This is a genomic window from Actinotignum schaalii FB123-CNA-2 (genome assembly GCF_000411135.1).
GTDB lineage: Bacteria > Actinomycetota > Actinomycetes > Actinomycetales > Actinomycetaceae > Actinotignum > Actinotignum schaalii_A.
Genome location: NZ_KE150262.1, coordinates 970,572 through 991,996, shown reverse-complemented (window position 1 = coordinate 991,996; position 21,425 = coordinate 970,572). Strand labels below are relative to the sequence as shown.

Genomic DNA, 21,425 nt, shown 5'->3' with positions numbered 1-21,425 from the left:
GCAGTTTCCCGCAACGCACGGGGCGTGAAACAATAGCCCCATGACTAGTTTTAACCAAGAGTCCGAACTCCTCGATCACACGGAGGTACCGGACCGTGCCACTCTCGACGGTCTTGAAACTACCTGGGGCGAACGGTGGGAAGAAGAAGGCACCTATGCTTTCGACCGCACCGCTACTCGCTCCGAAGTATTTTCGGTAGATACCCCGCCGCCCACGGTCTCTGGCTCGCTGCATATCGGCCATGTTTTTTCCTACACTCACACCGATACCGTGGCCCGCTACCAGCGCATGCGCGGAAAATCGGTGTTCTACCCGATGGGCTGGGATGATAACGGTCTGCCCACCGAACGGCGCGTTCAAAACTACTACGGGGTGCGCGGGGATGCATCCCTCCCCTACGACCCGAATTTCGTGCCCCCGCACCAGGGCGGCGCAAAATCCATTAAGTACGCCGACCAGGTGCCCATTTCGCGGCGTAATTTCATTGAGCTGTGCTGGAAGCTGTCCGAAGAGGACGAAAAGCAATTCGAGGCTCTGTGGCGCCACCTGGGACTGTCCGTGGACTGGAAGCAGAATTACCAGACCATCGGAGAGAAGGCCCAGAAGGTAGCCCAAACCGCTTTTCTGCGTAATCTCGCGCGCGGGGAGGCTTACCAGGCGCAGGCCCCGGGCCTGTGGGATATTACCTTCCAAACCGCGGTGGCGCAGGCCGAACTTGAGGCCCGCGATTATCCGGGTGCCTATCACGCGCTGGCATTCCACGGTGCGAGCGGCGACGTCGTGATCGAAACCACCCGCCCGGAGCTGCTGCCCGCCTGCGTGGCCCTCATCGCGCACCCTGATGACACCCGCTACCAGCACCTCTTTGGGACCACGGTGCGCGTGCCGATTTTCGATATGGAAGTTCCGGTGCTCGCCCACCCCAAGGCGGAAATGGACAAGGGCGCCGGTATCGCCATGTGCTGTACATTCGGTGACGTCACCGACGTGGAGTGGTGGCGCGAATTGCAACTTCCGTTGCACAGCGTGCTCGGTAAGGACGGGCGCCTGGTGCGTGATACCCCCGAGTGGATTACCTCGGAGGCCGGGCGCACCATGTACGCTGAAATGGCCGGGAAAACCACGTTCTCCGCCCGTAAGGCGCTGGTGGAGAAACTCAAGGAAACCGGGGAAATGATCGGTGATGAGAAGCCGACCATGCGTAAAACCAACTTCTTTGAGAAGGGTGATAAGCCGCTCGAAATTGTTACCTCACGCCAGTGGTACATCCGCAACGGCGGGCGTTCCCACGTGGAAGGTAACGGCAAGGAGCTGCGCGATAACCTCATTGAAGCCGGCAACAAGCTGGCTTTCCACCCCGATTTCATGCACGTGCGCTACGACAACTGGGTCAAGGGGCTCAACTCGGACTGGCTTATTTCGCGGCAGCGTTTCTTCGGGGTGCCGATTCCGGTGTGGTACAAGATTTCGGAGAACGGCGAAGTAAAGTACGACGCCGTCATTACGCCGGAGGAATCCAGCCTTCCCGTGGATCCTTCCAGTGATGTGCCAGCCGGCTATACCGAAGATCAGCGCGGTAAGCCGGGCGGCTTCGCCGGGGAAACCGATATTTTGGATACCTGGGCCACGTCGTCGCTCTCCCCGCAGATCGCCGGGGGCTGGCTCACCGATGAGGATCTTTTCGAGCGCGTGTACCCCATGGACGTGCGCCCGCAGGGTCAGGACATTATCCGTACCTGGCTCTTCTCCACCGTGGTGCGCGCGCACCTGGAATTCGGGGAGCTGCCCTGGAAGCACGCCACGATTTCCGGGTGGATTTTGGATCCGGATCACAAGAAGATGTCCAAGTCCAAGGGCAATGTGGTGACCCCTATGGATCTGCTGGTGCGGCACGGTGCGGACGCGGTGCGTTACTGGGCTGCCTCCGCGCGCCTGGGCGTGGACGCCGCCTTTGATGAAAAGCAGATGAAAGTGGGGCGCCGCCTGGCTATGAAGGTGCTCAACGCCTCGAAGTTTGCGCTGGGCATGGGCGGGGAAGGCTCACCGGTCTGCCTGGATGCCTCCCACGTGACCGAGCCGATTGACCGGGCTCTGCTGGCCGATCTGGCGCGCGTGGTGGAGGAAGCCACCACCGCTTTTGAGGTCTTTGATCACACCCGCGCTCTGGAAGTAGCTGAAACCGCCTTCTGGACCTTCTGTGATGATTACCTGGAGCTGGTCAAGGACCGCGCCTATTCGAATACCCCGGAGGCGGAGAGCGCCCGGGTGACGCTGGCGATTGCGGTGGATACTTTCCTACGCTTGCTGGCGCCCTTTATCCCCTATGCCACCGCCGAGGTGTGGAGCTGGTACCGTACCGGCTCCGTGCACCGGGCGGCGTGGCCGGAGGCGGCGCCGCTGCGCGAGGCGGCGGGTTCCGGAAACGCGGAGCTGCTCGAGGTGGCCGGTCAGGCACTCACGGTGCTACGCGGCGTGAAATCCGCGGCGAAGGTGTCGCAGCGCACCAGCTTCGCTCGGGTGGAGCTGCGCGGTAATACCGCCTTGCTCGAGGAGGTGCGCGCGGACCTGGTGCGCGCCGCCCACGTGCGCGGGGAGCTCCGTTTCACGCCGGGTACGGAGGCCGGCGAGCAGATCACCATCGGTGATTACGAGCTGGATGAGCCGGAACCGAAGCGGAAGTAGCGTCACAAGCACAACGGCGCAGCGTGCGTAGCGCTCCACGTAGCACTACGCACAATTGAGTGAATCCTGGTGGCGGGTCTGCGAAAGCGGGCCCGCCACCCTCATTCACGGCTACGACTCGAGGTACGATTCACTATTCGAAAAGCGGATGCCATCTTGTCCCAACACACCCTAAGGAGTAGCCATGTTCTCCTACTTCCATCCCGAAGAGGAATTCCAAGTCTGGAAAGTGGAAAACTATTGCCACCGTTGCCCTCACGCTGTTCTTGATATTTCTTTCAACGATGGCGAACGCTATCGTGGGATGTTCGAAGCCGCTTATGACTCCGAGAATGGCGGCGATCTCGATATCGAGATGGATGATCCCCGATATGACGAATTCCACCAAATTGTTTTTGAGATATCAGAAATTATTCACGACGGCCCGCGGCGTTACCACACCTACCTTTCAATTGATTACCGCGACTTCCCCACGCTGATTACTGATATCAACACCGGAGACACCGTCTATTCAGCTCAGACCGACCCTTCACGTACATGAGAAGATTCTCATGATTGTTTCCTGGCCCCGTCATCTCGCTCCGGTGTACTTAGGGACATGACAACTCGTGTGAAACTTCTTGCCGTGCTCCTCGGGCTGGCGCTCCTCGGTTTCTTGGGGATGCAGCTTGCCCACGCCGTGAGCGGGAGCGGCACCCAGTCCGTGGGCCCCGCCGTCACCGTCACGGGGCCGTCTTCCCCGTCCGCGAGCTCCGCCGGCGCTGGCAGCACCGTTTCGGCTTCTTCGCCCACGGAGCGCCCGCCGCTCAACAACGCGCAGCGCGCCACCCTGCGCAGTCTTTTGGTTGATGTGGCCGAAAATGCGCACCTGTTCACGGGTGATGCTTCAAATAGTACGACGACGCCGCCCGCGGGCACTGCCCCGTCCCCCGCTAACGTCGCTCCGGCACCGGCGCCAGTTCCCGCCCCGGCGGCGCCGGCACCCGCGCCGCAACGGGTGGCACCAGCTCCCGCGCGCCCCGCACCGCCCCAGTACTCGGATAATGACTGGGACGATGATGACGACGATGACGATGATTGGGATGATAACGACGATGATGATTGGGATGACGAGGATGACGACTAAACCAGTCGCGAACCCCGGTCCTACCGCCTGAACTAGCAGCACCGTTCCTTCACCCAGAAGGCCCCGCTGCCTTAGCTCAGGCGGTAGCCCATGCCGCGCACTGTTTCGATGCGGTCCCGCCCGATTTTCCCACGCAGGTAGCGCACGTACACATCCACCACATTGGAACCGGGATCGAAATCGTAGCCCCAGACCCGGGAGAGGAGTTGTTCGCGGGAAAGCACCTGCCCCGGGTGGCGCATAAAGGTTTCCAGCAGGGTAAATTCGCGGGCGGAGAGCTCCACCTGTTTCCCGCCTACGTGGGCGTGGTGGGAGAGTAAATCCAGGATGATGCCGCCGTGGGAAAGCTGGGTGGCGGAGCTAGCTGGCGCCGGGGTGGCTGCGGCGTCGCGCAAACGCAAACGGATACGCGCGAGGAGCTCTTCAAAAGAAAAAGGCTTCGCCATGTAATCATCGGCCCCGCCCTCGAGCCCGGCTACGCGGTCCGTCACGGAGGTGCGGGCGGTGAGGAGAATAACCGGGGTGTCCAGGCCCTGCCCGCGCAAGCGCTCGAGCACCGTGAAACCGTCGATATCGGGCAGGCCAATATCCAAAATAATCAGGTCAAAAGGAGTGTGAACAGCCAGATCAACGGCCTGCCCACCGCTTGATGCGGTGGTGGAAGTGTAGCCGGCTGCTTTCAGGCCTTTCGCAATAAAGCGGGCAATGCGCTCTTCGTCCTCGACGATGAGGATGGTGCTCATCTTGCTCCCTTCTCCGGTTGTGAGGCTATCACGAACCCAGGTAAACGCTGGGCAAACTCAAGGTAAATACGGAACCTTCCCCCAACCGCGAGTGCACCGTGACTTCCCCACCGTGAGCCCGGGCGATGGAGCTAACAATCGCGAGCCCGAGCCCGGAGCCTTCCGAACGCCCAGTATTACGCCCACGCGCGAAACGCTCCATAATACGTTCGGTATCCTCCGGGGCGATCCCGCAGCCGGCGTCTTCCACCGTGAAACTCACCCGCCCCGCTACCACGCTTGAAGAAATCTCCACCGGGGTGCCTTCTTCGGAGTATTTGACCGCGTTCGCTGCCAATTGCAGCACCGCCTGGGTGATGCGCTCCGGGTCCAGGTACACCTGCCCGCTGGCCACGGCGCCCAGGTTCCAGGCGCGCGGACCCAGCCCGGTGGCTTTATCGAAGATCCGCTCCGTGAGCACGGCTATATCAACCTCACGGGGCACCACAAAATCGGATCGTTCGGCTTTCGCGAGGGTGAGTAAATCTCCAACCAGCGAATTCATGCGGTCGAGTTCTTCGAGGGCGAGGGCACGGGTATCCGCGGCGTCGCTCGGATCGTTAGCATCCATGAGCTCCAGGTGCCCGCGCACGATCGTGATGGGTGTGCGTAGCTCGTGCCCGACGTCGTCTAAAAGTTGGCGCTGATCGGCGTCCATGGTTTCCAGGGAATCGAGCATGGTGTTCATCGCTGTTGATAGCCGCGCCAGGTCGTCGCGCCCTTCCACCGGGACCCGTCGGGACAAATCAGCATTGGCGGTAATATTTTCGGCCGTGGCGCGCAGCTGCTCCACGGGGCGCAGCAGTTGCCACACCAGCCGCCACGCGATGGCGACGACGCCGATGACGGCCACCAGGTAGACCACCGCCAGCACCGTCATGAGATTCCAGATACGGGCGCTGATGACGTCAAGAAGGTACACGTGCACGAGCGCGCCGGGCTGCGAGCCGGAGAACTGCACCGGGACCACGATATAGCGGTATTCACGCTGCGCCCCCGCGTAGGTCCCCATCGTGATCTCTCCGCTGCGGGTGAGTGGGAGAAGGTGGCGTACCAGGCCGGAATCTTCCTCGGGGCGCACAGGACTGGTATCACCACCTACCCAGGCAACCCGACCGTCTACAATCCCCATCTCCCCTTCGGCTTCGGAGAGTACGGTGCGCGAAAGGTAGGTTTCGATGAGCTGGGATGGCCCAGCGAAGGGCTGCCCGGTTTCCGGATCGACTCCGTTTTCAGCCAGCACCCGAAATTCATCTGCGACTCGCACCAGGGTGGCGTCCACTTGGGCACGCCACATGCGGCTCTCGGTGAGGACAACGGCTACGCCGGTTGCCGCCAGCACGACCGCGACGAGCGCGACCATGGTGGCGGCAATCCGAAAACGAATCGTAATAGGACGTGATGTCACATTGTTTCCCGTTCGACGGCGGCGGGCGGGAGCGGCACGGTGTGTACGCCCGTTCGTTCCAGTTTATTCCATTCGCTGGCTTTTCCGCGTATTTCTAGCCAGATCGCGCGCACCGTGGCGGCGCTCATCATCCAGGAGAAGGGGAGCCACAAAGGCAAGGCGGGTAGGAGGCGCAGGTCGCGCCAGGCGCGATCAAGGATAAGGGAGAGCACCGTTACCGCGAGGGCGACCACCAGTCCTGCCCCCACCAGTACATTCATCCAGTGCGGTGCCGCGCCACTGAGTGCTGCCACCGCCCACACCGCGAGGGTGACGACCTGGAGTACCGGGGCAACAAGGAGTGAGAAAAGATTGATAGGCAGGTAGGCATCAATGGGGCGCCGCCACGGGGAGGTGAGGCGGGAGCGGTGGATGCGAGCGGTTTGGATGAGGCCGCGTTGCCAGCGCACTCGCTGTTTCCACAAGGCCGGCAGGGTGGCGGGAACTTCAGCCAGCACGAGGGCATGGGGCGCAAATTCCACGTCCCAGCCGGCAAAGTGGATCCGCCAGGTAAGCTCCAGATCCTCCCCCAGGGTATCTTCCCGGAAGCCACCTACCCGGCGCACCGCATCAGCACGGAAAGCCCCGGAATTTCCCGCCACGATGGGGAGCATCCCCAGCAAGGCGAGCGCACGGCGCGTCATCCCTGTCCCGACGTGAGTCATAAGGGCGAGCAGCGCGGTGAGCGGACCGGTAATATTGACCGGCTGGTCGTTCCCGCACACAGCACCCACCCCGGGGTGGCGGAATCCGGCCAGGAGCTCCGGAATGGTGGTGGAAGTGAAAAGCCCGTCGGCATCCACAAAAATGAGGATCTCCCCGGTTGCATGGGCAATACCGAGGTTGAGGGCGCTTCCTTTCCCGCCATTAGTCTTGCTCAGGAAGGTGACGCGTGGATCGCTGGTGAAAGGTGCCGCAACGGCGGCAGTGGCGTCCGTTGATCCATCGTCGACGACGATTACTTCCAGCCGGCGCCAGCCAGTGGCAAGGATGGAGCGCAGGCAGGCACCGAGCACCACTTCCTCGTTATAGGCCGGGATAATAATCGACACTTTCGTGTGGGTGCCGTAGAGCGGACGGGGCCGCTGGCGCATCTCCCCCAGGATCGCGGCCGGGTACATCATCCAGGTCACCGCGGTGAGGATGAGGGTAGGAACGGCAAGAATGAGGAGCAGGGTGGTCATGCGGTCACCTCGACGGTGCTGCACGGTGCCAAAGTAGCCTGCGCGGGTGCGTAAGCCTCCAGGAGCGCGTCCAGCAATTCGGGTGCGTGAGCGCTATGCGCGCCAAAACGGGCATTGATTTCGATGAGGGCGGGGCGGCCTTGGGTATCGCGGCGGATATCAACGTCGGCCGCTCCGTTCAGGCCCACCGCCCGAGCCGCAGCGAGCGCCAGCTCGGCAACGTCCGGGGCTTTCACACGCCGAACCCCGGTCGCGTTTCCGTGCTGACCGGAAGCCAAGCTAGTTTTTTCCAGCACGACGACGGTGGGACGACGCCGGGCGTTATCTCCCGCGCCGTTCGCGGCCCCGTTCCGTCGCGGGCTTCCCGGGGCAGGCAGATACAGCTGCGCGCAGTATTCGGTTCCGGGGAGGAAGGCGGAAACCATCTCGGTCTCGCGCAGTGGCACGGTGGGCGGGAATGATGTTTCCAGGCGTACCCCGCGCCCGCCGCGTGCTACCCGCGGGCGTACCACATAGGGGAAACCGAGCCAGTATGCGCCTTCTTCGGTGAGGGCAGGGCCCTCCAGGCTGCGGGGCACGGCCAGGCCACTACTCTCCGCTACCCGATGGGTGAGCCATTTATCGGCAGCAATCGCCACCGCTGCGGTGGGGGCTACCGCAATGCGAGCGCGGTGAAGCAGCGCGGTACGGAGCGGGGCGAGAACGGAGAGTTCTTCATCCACCGTGGGGATAAGGAGACCAATCGAGTGTTCCTCACAGATAGCGGCCAGAGCACTCACAAAATCCGGGGCGGTGGCGGGCGGGCACCGGAGGATCGTCGCGCCATCGGCGCGGGGACGGGGCGCCATATCGACACCAAGCGCCGGAATTCCCCTGGCTCTCAGCTGGGTGAGGAGGGAGGATCCAGCCGGGCCACTGGCGCCGGTGACAAGCATGCGCGGGCGGGAGCTGAGAGGTGAATGATTCATCATAATGGTCCTTCGATAGAAGATGGAGGGGACGGGGCAACGGTGCACGGACGGTGCGACGGTGCTCGTAGTTCGCACGGTGTAGCAGAACAGGCACGGGGCAACGGTGCCCACGGCGCGCGCAGGCGCACGGAGCGACGGCGCTCGCGGTGCGGGCAGTGCAACGGCGCAGGCACGGTGCAGGCAGGCACCCCGGGCTGAGAGCACGCCACGAAGATTTAGAGCACGCCCCGGAAAGCGGGAATGCGTACCGCTTCAAAAGCTTCCGCGGCCTCCATTTTGGCTTGTTCGCCCCGGAAATTAGCTTTGGCGGTGAGGACGTCACCGGCCATATACGGCTTGTCCATCTGGTCGGCGTGGATAGCCACCCCGGCGCTTTTCACCCCGGTGTACTCGGTGATATCCACGAAGACTTGCGGAGAAAAGTTTGCGGTAGCGGAGGGGGATTCATAGCAAAGAATCGCCGGGTGGCGCCGTCCGGCCCGCATGGTGGCGCGGTGCACGGCGGTGTGGTCCTGGTGCTGGTCGTGGGCTGAATGGGTGAAAATAATATCCGGGTTGAGGGTGCGGATTTTTTCTTCAATAGCGGCGGTGAGAGTGTTTTCGTGTTCGGCGAGGCAGGTATCGGGTAGGCCGAGGGTGCGCAGTGAGGTCACCCCGAGGAACGTACCGGCGCGCCGGGCTTCCCCGGCCCGCTCCCCGGCATTACCTCCCACCGCACCGTCCGCCGCCACGATGGCATGAATCTCATGCCCCGCATCGGCCAAGCGCGCCAGAGTACCCCCGCATGCCAATTCCAGATCATCAGGATGCGCCCCGACGGCGAGAATACGGCGCGTGGGCGCCGCCGCCCCCACCGGAATCCAGCCACTCACCAGGAGAAGGAGCTGGGTGGCCAGCGCCGCAACGGAGCCCAGGCTCACCCACCGCTCCAGGTTCGCGGGCGCATTCCCGCCCAGCAGGGCGATATTAGCCGGAACGAGAAGGAAAGCACTTCCCAGCGTAAAAAGCTGAAGGGGCCGGAAGGCGCGGATGCGTCGTCGTACTGAAGTTTCAAGGAGGACAACGGACAGTGCCGCCACAAGTAGCAGCACGGCAAGCAGAGCATTCATGGAGATCGTCATGGCTCCAGTGTTCCGCCCCGTGTTAATATCGCGGTGAGGAGGTAATGAGAACTCTCTCATCGTGCCTCCACCCCCGTTTCCTGCGCGTGCCGTACACTTTACTTACTCACGCGTAACCTTGAGGAGAATCATGGCCGAAATCGAGCGGACTGAAGTTTTCACTCCCGGAAAGATTCATATCACCGATGAAATGACGATTCCGTGGGTTTTCCGTAACATCGCACGCGAGCAGCCCGAGCGCACCGTGGTGGCACGCAAAGCCTCGCTGGGGCAATGGGTGCCGGTGGCATGGCGGACTTTCGAATCCGAATATCGCGCGCTGGCACGCGGCTTTATCGCCATGGGCGTCCAGCCCGGGGATCGTATCGCTCTCATGTGTCACACCCGCTATGAATTCTGCGTTGTTGATTTCGCGCTGTGGTCCATTGGTGCGATGGCCGTCACCGTGTACGAAACTGATTCCACGGAGCAGGCTCGCTGGATTGTAGAAGATGCGCACTGCCGTTTTGCCGTCGTCGAAAACCGGCAGATGGCCGCCGTTATGGCGCCTTTCCGTTCCGATTTTGATTTCTTTAGCGATATTTTCGTTATTTCTGATGATGACCTGGCCCGGATTTCCGCGCGCGGCACCATGGATCTCGATGCTGAGATTGACCGCCGTATCGATGCTATGCATGCCGACGACGAAGCTACCGTCATCTACACCTCTGGCTCGACAGGCCGGCCCAAGGGCGTGGTTCTCAGCCACCGCAACCTGCTGCACGTCGTTATTAACGGGCCGTTGGATGATAACCTCGCCCCGATCCTCTCCGGCGAGAAACGTACCCTGCTCTTCCTCCCCATGGCCCATGTTTTCGCGCGCTTTATTAACCTGGTGGCTTTCTACGCGGGCAATACCATCGGGCACTGCCCCGATACCCATAACCTCGTCGAAGATATGAAGTCTTTCAAGCCGCATTACATTTTGGCAGTGCCGCGTGTTTTCGAAAAGATTTACAACGCGGCGGATGCCCAGGCCACCGGCGTGAAACAGAAGATTTTCCGCTACTACGCCAAAGTGGCGATTGCTTATTCGCGGGCCCTCGATAGTGCAGCCGGGCCTTCGCTAGCATTGCGGGCCCAACACGAAGTGGGTGAACGCCTGGTCTACTCCAAGATTAAGGAGATTACCGGCGGGAACCTCGAGAATGTGATTTCTGGTGGCGCGCCGCTGGGTGCACGGCTCGGGCATTTCTTCCGCGGCATCGGGATTAATATTTTCGAAGGCTACGGAGCGACGGAAACCTCCGCACCCACCACGGTGAACCGCTTCAACCACCAGCGAATCGGCTCGGTGGGTCCGGCCTATCCCGGCTGCCACGTTGCGATTGATACCGACGGCGAAGTGCTTGTCAAGGGCGATCACGTTTTCCACAAGTACCTGAATAATCCGGAAGAAACCGCCAAGGCTTTTACCGAGGACGGCTGGTATCGCACCGGTGACCTCGGCAAGATCGAAGATGGCTTCGTGTGGATTACCGGGCGGAAGAAGGAACTTATTGTGACCGCCGGGGGGAAGAACGTCTCTCCCGCAATCCTGGAAGACCGGCTGCGTGGACACCCACTTATTTCGCAGGTGGTTGTAGTGGGTGATCAGCGGCCTTTCGTGGGTGCGCTTATCACCCTGGACGCGGAGATGCTGCCTATCTGGCTGAAGAACAAGAATCTGCCGGCAATGTCCGTTTCGGAGGCCGTGCACGATCCGCAGATTATCGCCGCGGTGGATCGCGCCATTAAGCGCACCAACGAAGCGGTTTCCCGCGCGGAATCCATCCGCAAATTCGTTATTCTGCCTATCGACTTCACCCCGGAGAACGGCTACCTCACCGCCTCCCTCAAGGTGAAGCGCACCGCGGTACTCCGCGATTTCGCCGCCGTGATCGGGCGCGATATTTACGGGGATAAGGGCGATAAGAACCGCGATTAGGTCATAGTTCGGCTGGGAGCGGGGCGTGGGCTACCTTAGTCCGCGCCCCGACTCGTTTTTCCTTGTGCGGGGCGAAGCTAGTGCGCGCCTTCATCGCCAGCTTCACGCTCAGCGCGCTGAGCCTGAACAACACGGCCAGCCTGCGCAGCGCGGGAAGCCTGCGCAGCACGAGAAGCGCGGGAAATACGCTGGTGATCCTCGACGGCCCGCGAGGTGATGACATTATGCACCCGCACCGCGAAGTCGGGATCTAGCCCCGCCCCGCGCGCCAGCTCGGCAATTCGAGCGTGCTGGACACCTTCGCGCGCCATATCGCGAGCGGGAAGCCGGTAGCGGTCCTTGAGGCTCCCCACGGCATCGGTCACCTGCTTGCGTTGCCCCAGCAGCTCAATAAGCTGGGCATCCAAAACGTCGAGGCGCGCCCGCAAAGCCCCGAGTTCCGCGGCGCAGCGTTCTGCATCCGGATGGCGCCGCATCCCTTCGCCGCCCACTAAGCGCTCTTCCGTTGCGCAGCGGAAACAATCTCCACAGGTGCACCGTCCGTGACCGCCGCGCGGGTCACAATCACTTCCCGGACATCCTTGCGGGAAGGCACATCAAACATGGCCGGGCCGAGTACCCGTTCCATAATGGAGCGCAGCCCGCGCGCCCCGGTGCCCCGTTCCATAGCTTCACGTGCCATGGCACGCAGCGCCTCGTCCTGGAAGGTCAGGTGCACCCCGTCCAGCTCAAACATTCGGGTGTACTGCTTGACGAGGGCATTGCGCGGCTCGGTGAGGATCTGCACCAGGTCGTCTTCGCCCAGTGCTTCTACCGTGGCAATAACGGGCAGGCGCCCCACCAGCTCCGGGATGAGGCCGTATTTGTGGAGGTCCTCCGGGGTGACCTGCGAGAGCATATCCGAATGGGCGTCGGCGTCGTGCAATTGTGCCCCGAAACCGATACCGTGGCGCCCTACGCGGGTAGATATAACATCTTCCAAACCCGCAAACGCACCGGCGCAAATAAAAAGAATATTCGAGGTATTGATCTGGAGATAGTCCTGCTGGGGGTGCTTGCGCCCGCCCTGCGGCGGCACCGCCGCGACCGTCCCCTCCACAATTTTGAGGAGTGCCTGCTGTACGCCCTCCCCCGACACGTCGCGGGTAATGGAAGGATTTTCAGATTTGCGCGTGATTTTATCGATTTCATCGATGTAAATAATGCCGGATTCGGCCTTTTTCACATCATCACCGGCAGCCTGCACGAGCCGCAATAAAATATTCTCGACATCTTCGCCCACGTACCCGGCTTCGGTGAGAGAGGTGGCATCCGCGATCGCGAAGGGCACATCAAGCATCCGCGCCAGCGACTGGGCAAGATACGTTTTCCCAGTTCCGGTGGGTCCAAGCAGCAAAATATTGGACTTGCCGAGCTCAACGGTATCCTCACCATCGGCGGGGCGCGGCGCAGCTTTGGCGCGCAAACGCTTGTAGTGGTTATACACGGCGACGGCGAGCGTGCGCTTCGCGGCATCCTGCCCCACCACATACTCATTCAAAAACGCGTAAATATCAGCGGGAACGGGAAGCTCATTCGGGGAAAAACCATCGTTTTCCTTCCCGAATTCCTCGGCGATAATCTCATTGCATAGCTCAATGCATTCATTGCAGATATATACACCCGAGCCGGTGATGAGTTTCTTCACCTGGCGTTGGGTTTTCTGGCAGAACGAACACTTGAGAGCTTCTGCTGCATCGACGGTCGCCATGTTCCTCCTTGCCTCGCGGCCGCGCCGTACGCACGTCTTCCCTATTTCACCGCATCTTCGCCCAAAGGTCACGTTCCCACGCGGGGCGCCCGGTCAGTGAGTTGTACGACGGCGCAGCTCCCGCGCCGTACGCACGTCTTCCCTATTTCACCGCATCTTCGCCCAAAGGTCACGTTCCCACGCGGGGCGCCCGGTCAGTGAGTTGTACGACGGCGCAGCTCCCGCGCCGTACGCACGTCTTCCCTATTTCACCGCATCTTCGCCCAAAGGTCACGTTCCCACGCGGGGCGCCCGGTCAGTGAGTTGTACGACGGCGCAGCTCCCGCGCCGTACGCACGTCTTCCCTATTTCACCGCATCTTCGCCCAAAGGTCACGTTCCCACGCGGGGCGCCCGGTCAGTGAGTTGTACGACGGCGCAGCTCCCGCGCCGTACGCACGTCTTCCCTATTTCACCGCATCTTCGCCCAAAGGTCACGTTCCCACGCGGGGCGCCCGGTCAGTGAGTTGTACGACGGCGCAGCTCCCGCGCCGTACGCACGTCTTCCCTATTTCACCGCATCTTCGCCCAAAGGTCACGTTCCCACGCGGGGCGCCCGGTCAGTGAGTTGTACGACGGCGCAGCTCCCGCGCCGTACGCACGTCTTCCCTATTTCACCGCATCTTCGCCCAAAGGTCACGTTCCCACGCGGGGCGCCCGGTCAGTGAGTTGTACGACGGCGCAGCTCCCGCGCCGTACGCACGTCTTCCCTATTTCACCGCATCTTCGCCCAAAGGTCACGTTCCCACGCGGGGCGCCCGGTCAGTGAGTTGTACGACGGCGCAGCTCCCGCGCCGTACGCACGTCTTCCCTATTTCACCGCATCTTCGCCCAAAGGTCACGTTCCCACGCGGGGCGCCCGGTCAGTGAGTTGTACGACGGCGCAGCTCCCGCGCCGTACGCACGTCTTCCCTATTTCACCGCATCTTCGCCCAAAGGTCACGTTCCCACGCGGGGCGCCCGGTCAGTGAGTTGTACGACGGCGCAGCTCCCGCGCCGTACGCACGTCTTCCCTATTTCACCGCATCTTCGCCCAAAGGTCACGTTCCCACGCGGGGCGCCCGGTCAGTGAGTTGTACGACGGCGCAGCTCCCGCGCCGTACGCACGTCTTCCCTATTTCACCGCATCTTCGCCCAAAGGTCACGTTCCCACGCGGGGCGCCCGGTCAGTGAGTTGTACGACGGCGCAGCTCCCGCGCCGTACGCACGTCTTCCCTATTTCACCGCATCTTCGCCCAAAGGTCACGTTCCCACGCGGGGCGCCCGGTCAGTGAGTTGTACGACGGCGCAGCTCCCGCGCCGTACGCACGTCTTCCCTATTTCACCGCATCTTCGCCCAAAGGTCACGTTCCCACGCGGGGCGCCCGGTCAGTGAGTTGTACGACGGCGCAGCTCCCGCGCCGTACGCACGTCTTCCCTATTTCACCGCATCTTCGCCCAAAGGTCACGTTCCCACGCGGGGCGCCCGGTCAGTGAGTTGTACGACGGCGCAGCTCCCGCGCCGTGCCCCGCCGCCCCATGCACGTGGGCGGGCAGGAGCACCTGGCCCCTACCCGCCCATGATACGCGCTACCGCCCGAAGCTACAGCCCGAAGCTACAAGCCCGAGCACGAGCGCGCGAATTCTATTAACCGTTGGTTACGGTATCCGCATTTTTACGCGATTCGAGCACGTTGTCCACCAGGCCGTATTCCTTGGCCTGCTGGGCGGTGAGGATCTTATCGCGCTGGATATCTGCCCGTACCTGATCGGGAGATTTCCCGCTGTGGTGGGCCAAGGTGTTGACCAACCATTCCGTCATGCGATCGAGCTCATCGGCCACGATAGAAATATCTGTGGCCTGGCCTTGCATGCCCTCCATGGCGGGCTGGTGGATGAGCACCCGAGCATTGGGAAGCGCCAGGCGCCGGCCCGGAGAGCCGGCAGCCAGCAGCACCGCCGCCGCGGAGGCCGCCTGCCCCAGGCACACGGTCTGAATCTGCGGCTTGATGTACTGCATGGTGTCGTAAATAGCGGTGAGCGCGGTGAAGGAACCACCCGGGGAGTTGATGTACATGGTCACCGGGGAGTTCGGGTCCATCGATTCGAGGACGAGCAACTGGGCCATCACATCATCGGCCGAAGCGTCATCCACCTGCACCCCGAGGAAAATAATGCGATCCTCGAAAAGCTTCGTGTAGGGGTTGGAGCGCTTGTACCCGTAAGGGGTGCGTTCTTCGAAATCGGGAAGGACGTAGCGGTTGGAAGGCATGGGGCCCGCGCTACCGTAGCCGAAACCAGCGCTGGGAGCGTTGCCAGCACCGTAGCCGGCAGCCATCATGGCGGGCAGGTTACCCGCGGCTCGGAAATTCATCGTCATGAGAGCTCCTCCCCCGCGTGGCTGGCTTCCAGTGCGCCGTCGTTATTATCGCTATTCGGCTTCTTGAGCATGACCTGCGAATTGGAAATAATGTGATCCACGAAGCCGTATTCCAATGCTTCCTGCGCGGTGAACCAGTGATCCCGTTCGGAATCCTCCAGGATCTGTTCCAACGACTTGCCGGTGTGCTTAGCGTTAAGTCCGGCAAGTTCTTCCTTCATCTGCAAGATGAGATTGGCGTTGATACGGATATCAGCGGCTACCCCGCCGGCGCCGCCCGAAGGCTGGTGCATAAGAACGCGGGTATGCGGGGTGATATAACGCTTACCCTTCGTACCAGCTGAGAGCAAGAATTGGCCCATCGAGGCCGCCATACCCATAGCCACCGTCACAACATCCGGTTGCACATACTGCATGGTGTCAAAAATGGCCATACCCGCGGTGACCGAGCCACCCGGAGAATTAATGTATAGGTAAATATCGCTCTCCGGATCCTCCGCGGCAAGGAGCATCATCTGGGCGCAAATCTGATTCGCATTATCATCGCGAACCTCCGAGCCGAGCCAAATGATGCGTTCCTTGAGGAGGCGCTGGTAAACAGCATCGCCGAATGCTGAAGGCTGGTTATTATCCCGGCCTTCCATGCGAGGTGATGTGGTCACGGTTTTCCTTCCTCGGAACCCCCACGCGGAGATTCCATACTCGTATGCGACTTTAACGCCCGCGGGCCACCGCGATCATCCTGGCTCGAGACTTTTTCGCTGATGGCGCATGGTTGGCGCCGTCACGGTGCCGCGGAGCACGACGGCGCCAGCGCGCCACGCGCCAGTGTAGCGGCACAGCACCACGGTGCCACGCGCCGGTGCCCCGTCATGGCGCCGCCATGGCGTCGCAACTGAGAAAAAGAGCGGGAGGGCATCGAGGTGATTCTCGCTGCCCTCCCGCTGGGGAGCTGGCTAGCTACTAGCCGCTGGTAGCGGACTGCTAGCGGTTGACGGCCGGGCGGTCAGCGCCTGCTCCGTTCCAGTCACCGGCGAGGAATACATCCCCGGCGCGGCCAAAGCCGAAGCTGGCCACCGCGACGCCTTCACCCACGTTCTCACGCAAGTGCCAGACGTTACCGCGGACCACGCCAATGCCATCCACACCGTCTCCGTTCCAGTCGCCGGCGAGGAAGACGTCACCGGGCCGGCCGTAGGAGGAGGTGAACTTGGCCTGGGTGTCAGCGAAGGAAGCCTGGGCGAAAACGGTGTTGCCGCGGCGCACCGCGAGTTCGTCGCGCCCGTTGCCATCCCAGTCACCGGCCACGATCTGGTCACCGTGGCGCCCGAAGGCTACCGCGGCCGTGTGGTTGCCACCCGCCAGGTCATCGCGCACGTACACCGTGTTACCGCGCCGCACCCCGATGGTGTCCTTACCATCCCCGTTCCAGTCGCCGATAACGATCTCGTCATCCGCGCGGCCGAAGGAGAACTGCACCTGGGCATTACCGGTGGCGGCATTGGTCAGCAGGAAGGTGTTACCGCGGCGCACCCCGGGGGTGTCCACGCCGTCGCCGTCCCAATCGCCCACGAAGATGGTTTCACCGGCACGGCCGTAGCTGGTGACACGGTCGGCATTACCACCGGCCAGGGCGGTGGAGCTGAAGAGCAGGTTACCCTGCGGCGCCGCCGGCTTGCTCGGTTCTTCACTGGGCTTATCGCCCGGTTCCGTAGGCTCCGTGCCCGGCGTGCTCGGCTCCGTCGGCTCAACGCTCGGCTCGGTACCCGGTTCTTCGCCACCGGGTTGCTCGCCGCCCGGGGTTTCCCCGGCACGCGCGGTCAGCCACTTGCTCGAATCAAGCGGTTCGACCACGAGGCGGACTTCACCGACGCAGCCCTGGAAACCGGATTCACGCACACCGGCGTAGGAGCCCGCACCGAGAACCCAGGGCAGACCCTGGGTGCCCACGCCCACGGTGCCCGGCGAATTACGCAGCACCGGCACACCATCCACGTACATGGTGGTCATCTTGGTCTCCGGATCGTTGACCACCGCGAGGTGGAGCCACTGATCGCGGGCCACAATTTCACCCGACCACGCCGAAGATTCAGCCGGGGTGGGCTTCTGGGAATCCACGAAGGAGAACTGGATTTCAGCCAAATTGGACATTGCCCACGCGAAGGGCGGTTCTTCACCCTCGGTGTTGTTGTAGCCAGCGATGTTCTGGCGCTGACCATCGCGGGAGAGCCAGGCCATCCAGGCGTTGTTCTTGTTATCGAACTTCGGGGAGATCTTGATGAAGGTCTCGAAGGTGAAACCGTTCTCGAAGGTCTCATTATTGACGGCGGCATCAGCGGCGGTCACGAAGTTATTCCACCGCGCGTTATCACGCCCACCATTGGCGAAGCACACCGCGCCGGCATTGGCCGAGAGCGGGTGGTGGTCACGGGTCCATACGACGTCGCCTTCTTCGGCTCCCTTGGAACCGGGCTGGTCCAGCGGGGCCCGGGTGAAGTTATCCCCACCCACGGCGTCCACGATGGCTTCACCCACGGCAACCGGGGTGCCTTCGGCCTTATCCACCGGCATCTTCCAGTGGGCCACGGTGCTGTCCACCTTCGGGTAGTCCTCCGCACCGGTCGGGGCGGTGGGGGTAACCTGGGTCGGCGCATCGTAGGTAGCAAGCCACTCGCGCAGCTGCGGCGTCGTCAAAGAAGCCTTCGTATCAGCAATAACGAGGTTCGGGAAACGTTCCGCGAAGTTGAAGTCGAGCTCAAAGGTTTGGCCCGGGCCGTTGAGAATGGCCTGGTCGTCGGGAACAAGGGTGTCCTTAGCCTTGGTCATGACCCAGGGCGAGAAGGACGTCTGGTAAATCTTGTTACCCGGCAGGTCGAATTCCACCATGCCCATGTAGCCGTTTCCACCCATGTAGGCCATCTGGTAGTCCATGAGGACCTGGTAAACGGGATGGCCGGCGTCGTTCGTGCGCGTCCAGGTGGTCGCGCCGTGGTGGTGGCCGTTGAAGGTGAGGAACACCTGGTCGTGATTACGGATGACCTTGTTCCATACCTTTTCACCGAACTCGGTGGCCAGCGGCGTCACGCCGTCGCCCTCCACGTTAATGAGCTGGTGGGAATTGACGATCGTGGGGGTATTCGGGTGCTTATCGAGCACATCGGAGGCCCACTGCAAGGCATCATCCTGAGCCTGCCAGGACAGGTTCATCACCAGGAAATCTTGACCGTTCACCTTGAGAATGTGGTATTCGTGCGCCCCGGACGGATCACGTTCCACGAAAGTGGAATTCTTGGCGGCACGCTCACCGCTGAACCATTCCTTATAGGTGCCGTAGCCGACCGGGTCGGTATCCGAAGCATCGGCCCCGACGTCGTGATTACCGGCAAGAATCGAGTACGGGTGCCCCGCGTCTTCCAGAATCTTCATCGCCTTATCGGCGATCTCCCACTGCTGGGGACGGTTGTACTGATCGACGATATCGCCCAGGTGCATGGACATCTTAATGCCGTACTTCTCGGCGTTCTGCGCAATCCAGGAGGTCTGGGCGGAGAAGGGTTCGCTGCCGTACATGGCACCGAATTGGTTACCGGTTTCCGCGGTGGCGTAGCGCGAGTAGAACTGGGTATCAGGAATGACGCCGAGGGAGAAGTTCGAGAGCGGGGTCTTTTCTTCCGCCTCGCCGGTGCCGTCCTGCGGGGTGCCAGCCAGCGGATTACCTTCCGCATCCAGGTACACGGTGAACTGCCCGGAGAGCAGCTCGCGGCGTTCCACCTTTTCCACCTCGTAAGTGTCATCGAGGACCGGGAAGAGCGAGATGGGGGTCATAACCATTTCCGCGGCCGGTTTCGCTCCGGAATCGAGGGCCGGACCGGCGTAGGGCTGAATCTTGATATCCAGGTGTCCGTAGTGCTTTCCACCGGAGATGAGCTTCTTCACGCCCGCCTCGTTGGTCTTCCACATTTCCGGTTCGTTGGCCTGCGCCATCCACACGGAGTGGGAGTTGAAACGCAGCGGTTCGAAGGCACCGCCCTCCCCCGTCTTGACCATTTTTTCGCCGCGCAGGCCGTCGGAAGCTACGCCAACGTCCCAGTGGTAGACGCCCACGCCGTCGCCCGCTTCGTCCACGTAGGAGGCCTGGAACATTTCGTCATGGCCGGAGAATACGGAGGCGACATTGTACTTTTCGAAAAGCGGCTGGAGGTGGCGCATGGGCACACCCGGCTGGCTGTCGTGGAACTTGTGCCCCATCGGGGTGCCGTGCACGCCGTTGGAGTAGGCCACGTGGTGGTACTGCACGATGATGATCTGGCCCTTGGCGCGAGCATCAGCCAGCTGTTCCTCGAGCCAGCGGTACTGATCCGAACCGGGCATAAAGCTGGGCTGGTCCACCGAATCGGGGGCCGCATCCGGGCCCCACCAGCCGGCCGCCACCGACTTGGGGAAGTCCCGGGCGTATTCCTCGTACGGGAAAACGCCCTGGGTATCAGTCCCGAGCTGAGCGGCGGTAATGCCTTCGTCATTGCCTTCGATCTTGGCTTCTTCGGGCATCTTATCCGGTGTCTGATCGGTGCCGTTAGTCGAATCGAGGCTGATAATGGTTACCGGCCCCATATCGGTGCGGTGATAGGCATCGCGAGCATTCGCGTTATCCGAGCCGTTGGTATCAAAAACCTGGTTGTAGGCGGCGCGCGCCCGAGCTACCGCGGTGCGATCATCCGGGCTGCCGTAGCCGTACACTTCGTGGTTGCCCAGCGAGGTGATAATCGGAATCGAATCGAGGAGCTGGCCTTTATCACCGGCGAAGTAGCGGAACCATTCATCCCAGTGGCTTTGGGAGGAGGCGCGTTCGGCGATATCGCCGGGCAGCAGCACCAGGTCCGGTTTAGCGGCGGCAATGGCGGCGTTATTGATTTCCTGCGCCTTATCCTCGGTGAGCATGTAATTGACGGCGTACTTGCCGTTACGGGTGGAGCCACCGAATTTCTTATCCCAGGCCGAGTCCTTCCCCGGGCGTTCTTCGGAGCCCTCGGCCAGGTTGAGGGTCTGTTCCCATTCGCGGTAGGTCACGCGCCCGATGGGATCAGTTTCGGTATCAGAGAAGGCAATGATGTGGAGCGGATCGGTGATCCCAGCCTTTCCATCGGGGAGGGTACGGAGCGTGGCGGAATGCGCGTAGCCGTCCACCGTGACCGTGTAGGTGTAGGTGGAGCTGGGCTGGAGCTCTTCCACGCGCTGGCTGTACTTGTAGGGATGATCTGCGCGAATCCAGGCGCCCTGAGGTACCGATAGCGCCTTCCCGCGGCTGAGGGTGCCCTGCTTGAGTTCGTAGTCCTGGTAATCATTGACCGGGTTCTGCATGCCGGCCACCGTATAGGTACGCCCTTCGGCGGGCAGGCCCGGGCCGGTGATGGTGAGAACGGCATTATGGCCCAGTTCCGTAAACCAGTTAATCGTCATCTCGTGGGCACCGGGGCGCTGCAGATAGGGCAGCACCCGGAAACCGGGACGCGGATCCATGGGCTGAGTCACTCCGTCAACGACGACGGGATTCTCATTCGTAGAGGCGAGAGCCGGAGAATCGACTCCCGGGAGTACTGGGTCGGCTACGGCTGGCACGGTAAATGCCACCCCGACCGGCACTAGCGTAGCGGCAGCTAGAGCCGCTACTGCTCGACGCACGTGTCGCATGAATATCCTTCGCTTTGAGCTAGTCGGGGCGCGGATTGGCCCGACTCGGAAACACGCGTTTCCATTGCTCAAACTATTGAATTCGCCTTAATGAGCCGTAAACATCCCCTTAATTTAAGGAGCCCCGATTGAATATCACATTGCGACGTTACTACGGTGCGGCAAGTACTACGGTGCGGCAAGTACTACGGTGCGGCTGTGCGGCGGGGCATGGCAGCACGGTGCGGCTGTGCGGCGGGGCATGGCGGCACGGTGCGGTGCACCGTATGTGCCGTGGTGGTACGACGACGCAGCTGCGCTGCGCGAATAC

Annotated in this window: 15 protein-coding genes; 5 read left to right on the top strand and 10 right to left on the bottom strand. The window is 61.9% G+C overall.

The features are described 5' to 3' along the window. Positions 1-40: 40 nt before the first annotated feature. Genes valS through HMPREF9237_RS08920 form a run of 4 tightly spaced genes read left to right on the top strand, consistent with a single transcriptional unit; the run spans position 41 to position 3,809 of the window. Complete coding sequence (gene valS, locus HMPREF9237_RS03955; RefSeq protein ID WP_016442441.1) at positions 41-2,683, top strand: valine--tRNA ligase; 2,643 nt, start codon at positions 41-43, stop codon at positions 2,681-2,683. A gap of 59 nt (positions 2,684-2,742) precedes the next feature. Beyond that, positions 2,743-2,865 (top strand): polymorphic toxin type 50 domain-containing protein, encoded by a 123-nt coding sequence (locus HMPREF9237_RS09895; RefSeq protein ID WP_155875838.1) that lies wholly within the window; start codon positions 2,743-2,745, stop codon positions 2,863-2,865. 2 nt (positions 2,866-2,867) lie between these two features. Then, positions 2,868-3,224 (top strand): hypothetical protein, encoded by a 357-nt coding sequence (locus HMPREF9237_RS03950; protein WP_016442440.1) that lies wholly within the window; start codon positions 2,868-2,870, stop codon positions 3,222-3,224. A gap of 57 nt (positions 3,225-3,281) precedes the next feature. Beyond that, entirely contained in the window at positions 3,282-3,809 is a 528-nt protein-coding gene (locus HMPREF9237_RS08920) for a hypothetical protein (RefSeq protein WP_016442439.1), read from the top strand. 71 nt (positions 3,810-3,880) lie between these two features. Here the strand turns inward: HMPREF9237_RS08920 and HMPREF9237_RS03940 are convergent, their stop codons facing one another. The 5 genes from HMPREF9237_RS03940 to HMPREF9237_RS03920 form a co-directional block, all read right to left on the bottom strand. Next, positions 3,881-4,552 (bottom strand): response regulator transcription factor, encoded by a 672-nt coding sequence (locus tag HMPREF9237_RS03940; protein WP_016442438.1) that lies wholly within the window; start codon positions 4,550-4,552, stop codon positions 3,881-3,883. Between the two features lie 28 nt (positions 4,553-4,580). Beyond that, positions 4,581-5,999: a sensor histidine kinase gene (locus HMPREF9237_RS03935; protein WP_016442437.1), complete on the bottom strand. Its 1,419-nt coding sequence runs from the start codon at positions 5,997-5,999 to the stop codon at positions 4,581-4,583. Then, complete coding sequence (locus tag HMPREF9237_RS03930) at positions 5,996-7,222, bottom strand: glycosyltransferase (protein WP_016442436.1); 1,227 nt, start codon at positions 7,220-7,222, stop codon at positions 5,996-5,998. Before HMPREF9237_RS03930 ends, HMPREF9237_RS03935 begins: the two co-directional genes overlap by 4 nt. Next, positions 7,219-8,193: a hypothetical protein gene (locus HMPREF9237_RS03925; RefSeq protein ID WP_016442435.1), complete on the bottom strand. Its 975-nt coding sequence runs from the start codon at positions 8,191-8,193 to the stop codon at positions 7,219-7,221. Before HMPREF9237_RS03925 ends, HMPREF9237_RS03930 begins: the two co-directional genes overlap by 4 nt. 215 nt (positions 8,194-8,408) lie before the next feature. Beyond that, on the bottom strand, positions 8,409-9,314 hold the full coding sequence (locus HMPREF9237_RS03920) for a PIG-L deacetylase family protein (RefSeq protein ID WP_051106970.1): 906 nt from the start codon (positions 9,312-9,314) through the stop codon (positions 8,409-8,411). A 130-nt stretch (positions 9,315-9,444) separates the two neighbouring features. Between HMPREF9237_RS03920 and HMPREF9237_RS03915 the strand changes: the two genes are divergently transcribed. After that, on the top strand, positions 9,445-11,280 hold the full coding sequence (locus HMPREF9237_RS03915; RefSeq protein ID WP_016442433.1) for an AMP-dependent synthetase/ligase: 1,836 nt from the start codon (positions 9,445-9,447) through the stop codon (positions 11,278-11,280). A gap of 77 nt (positions 11,281-11,357) precedes the next feature. Here the strand turns inward: HMPREF9237_RS03915 and HMPREF9237_RS03910 are convergent, their stop codons facing one another. The 5 genes from HMPREF9237_RS03910 to HMPREF9237_RS08915 form a co-directional block, all read right to left on the bottom strand. Then, positions 11,358-11,771 (bottom strand): chorismate mutase, encoded by a 414-nt coding sequence (locus HMPREF9237_RS03910; RefSeq protein WP_016442432.1) that lies wholly within the window; start codon positions 11,769-11,771, stop codon positions 11,358-11,360. Then, complete coding sequence (clpX, locus tag HMPREF9237_RS03905; RefSeq protein ID WP_016442431.1) at positions 11,771-13,030, bottom strand: ATP-dependent Clp protease ATP-binding subunit ClpX; 1,260 nt, start codon at positions 13,028-13,030, stop codon at positions 11,771-11,773. Before clpX ends, HMPREF9237_RS03910 begins: the two co-directional genes overlap by 1 nt. 1,665 nt (positions 13,031-14,695) lie before the next feature. Then, the gene (locus HMPREF9237_RS03900) at positions 14,696-15,385 is read right to left on the bottom strand and encodes an ATP-dependent Clp protease proteolytic subunit (RefSeq protein ID WP_081637309.1); all 690 of its coding nucleotides are present in this window, start codon (positions 15,383-15,385) and stop codon (positions 14,696-14,698) included. Positions 15,386-15,423: 38 nt separating this feature from the next. Continuing rightward, complete coding sequence (locus HMPREF9237_RS03895; RefSeq protein ID WP_039898292.1) at positions 15,424-16,071, bottom strand: ClpP family protease; 648 nt, start codon at positions 16,069-16,071, stop codon at positions 15,424-15,426. Between the two features lie 340 nt (positions 16,072-16,411). Further along, entirely contained in the window at positions 16,412-21,115 is a 4,704-nt protein-coding gene (locus HMPREF9237_RS08915) for a metallophosphoesterase (protein ID WP_016442428.1), read from the bottom strand. Positions 21,116-21,425: the final 310 nt, after the last annotated feature.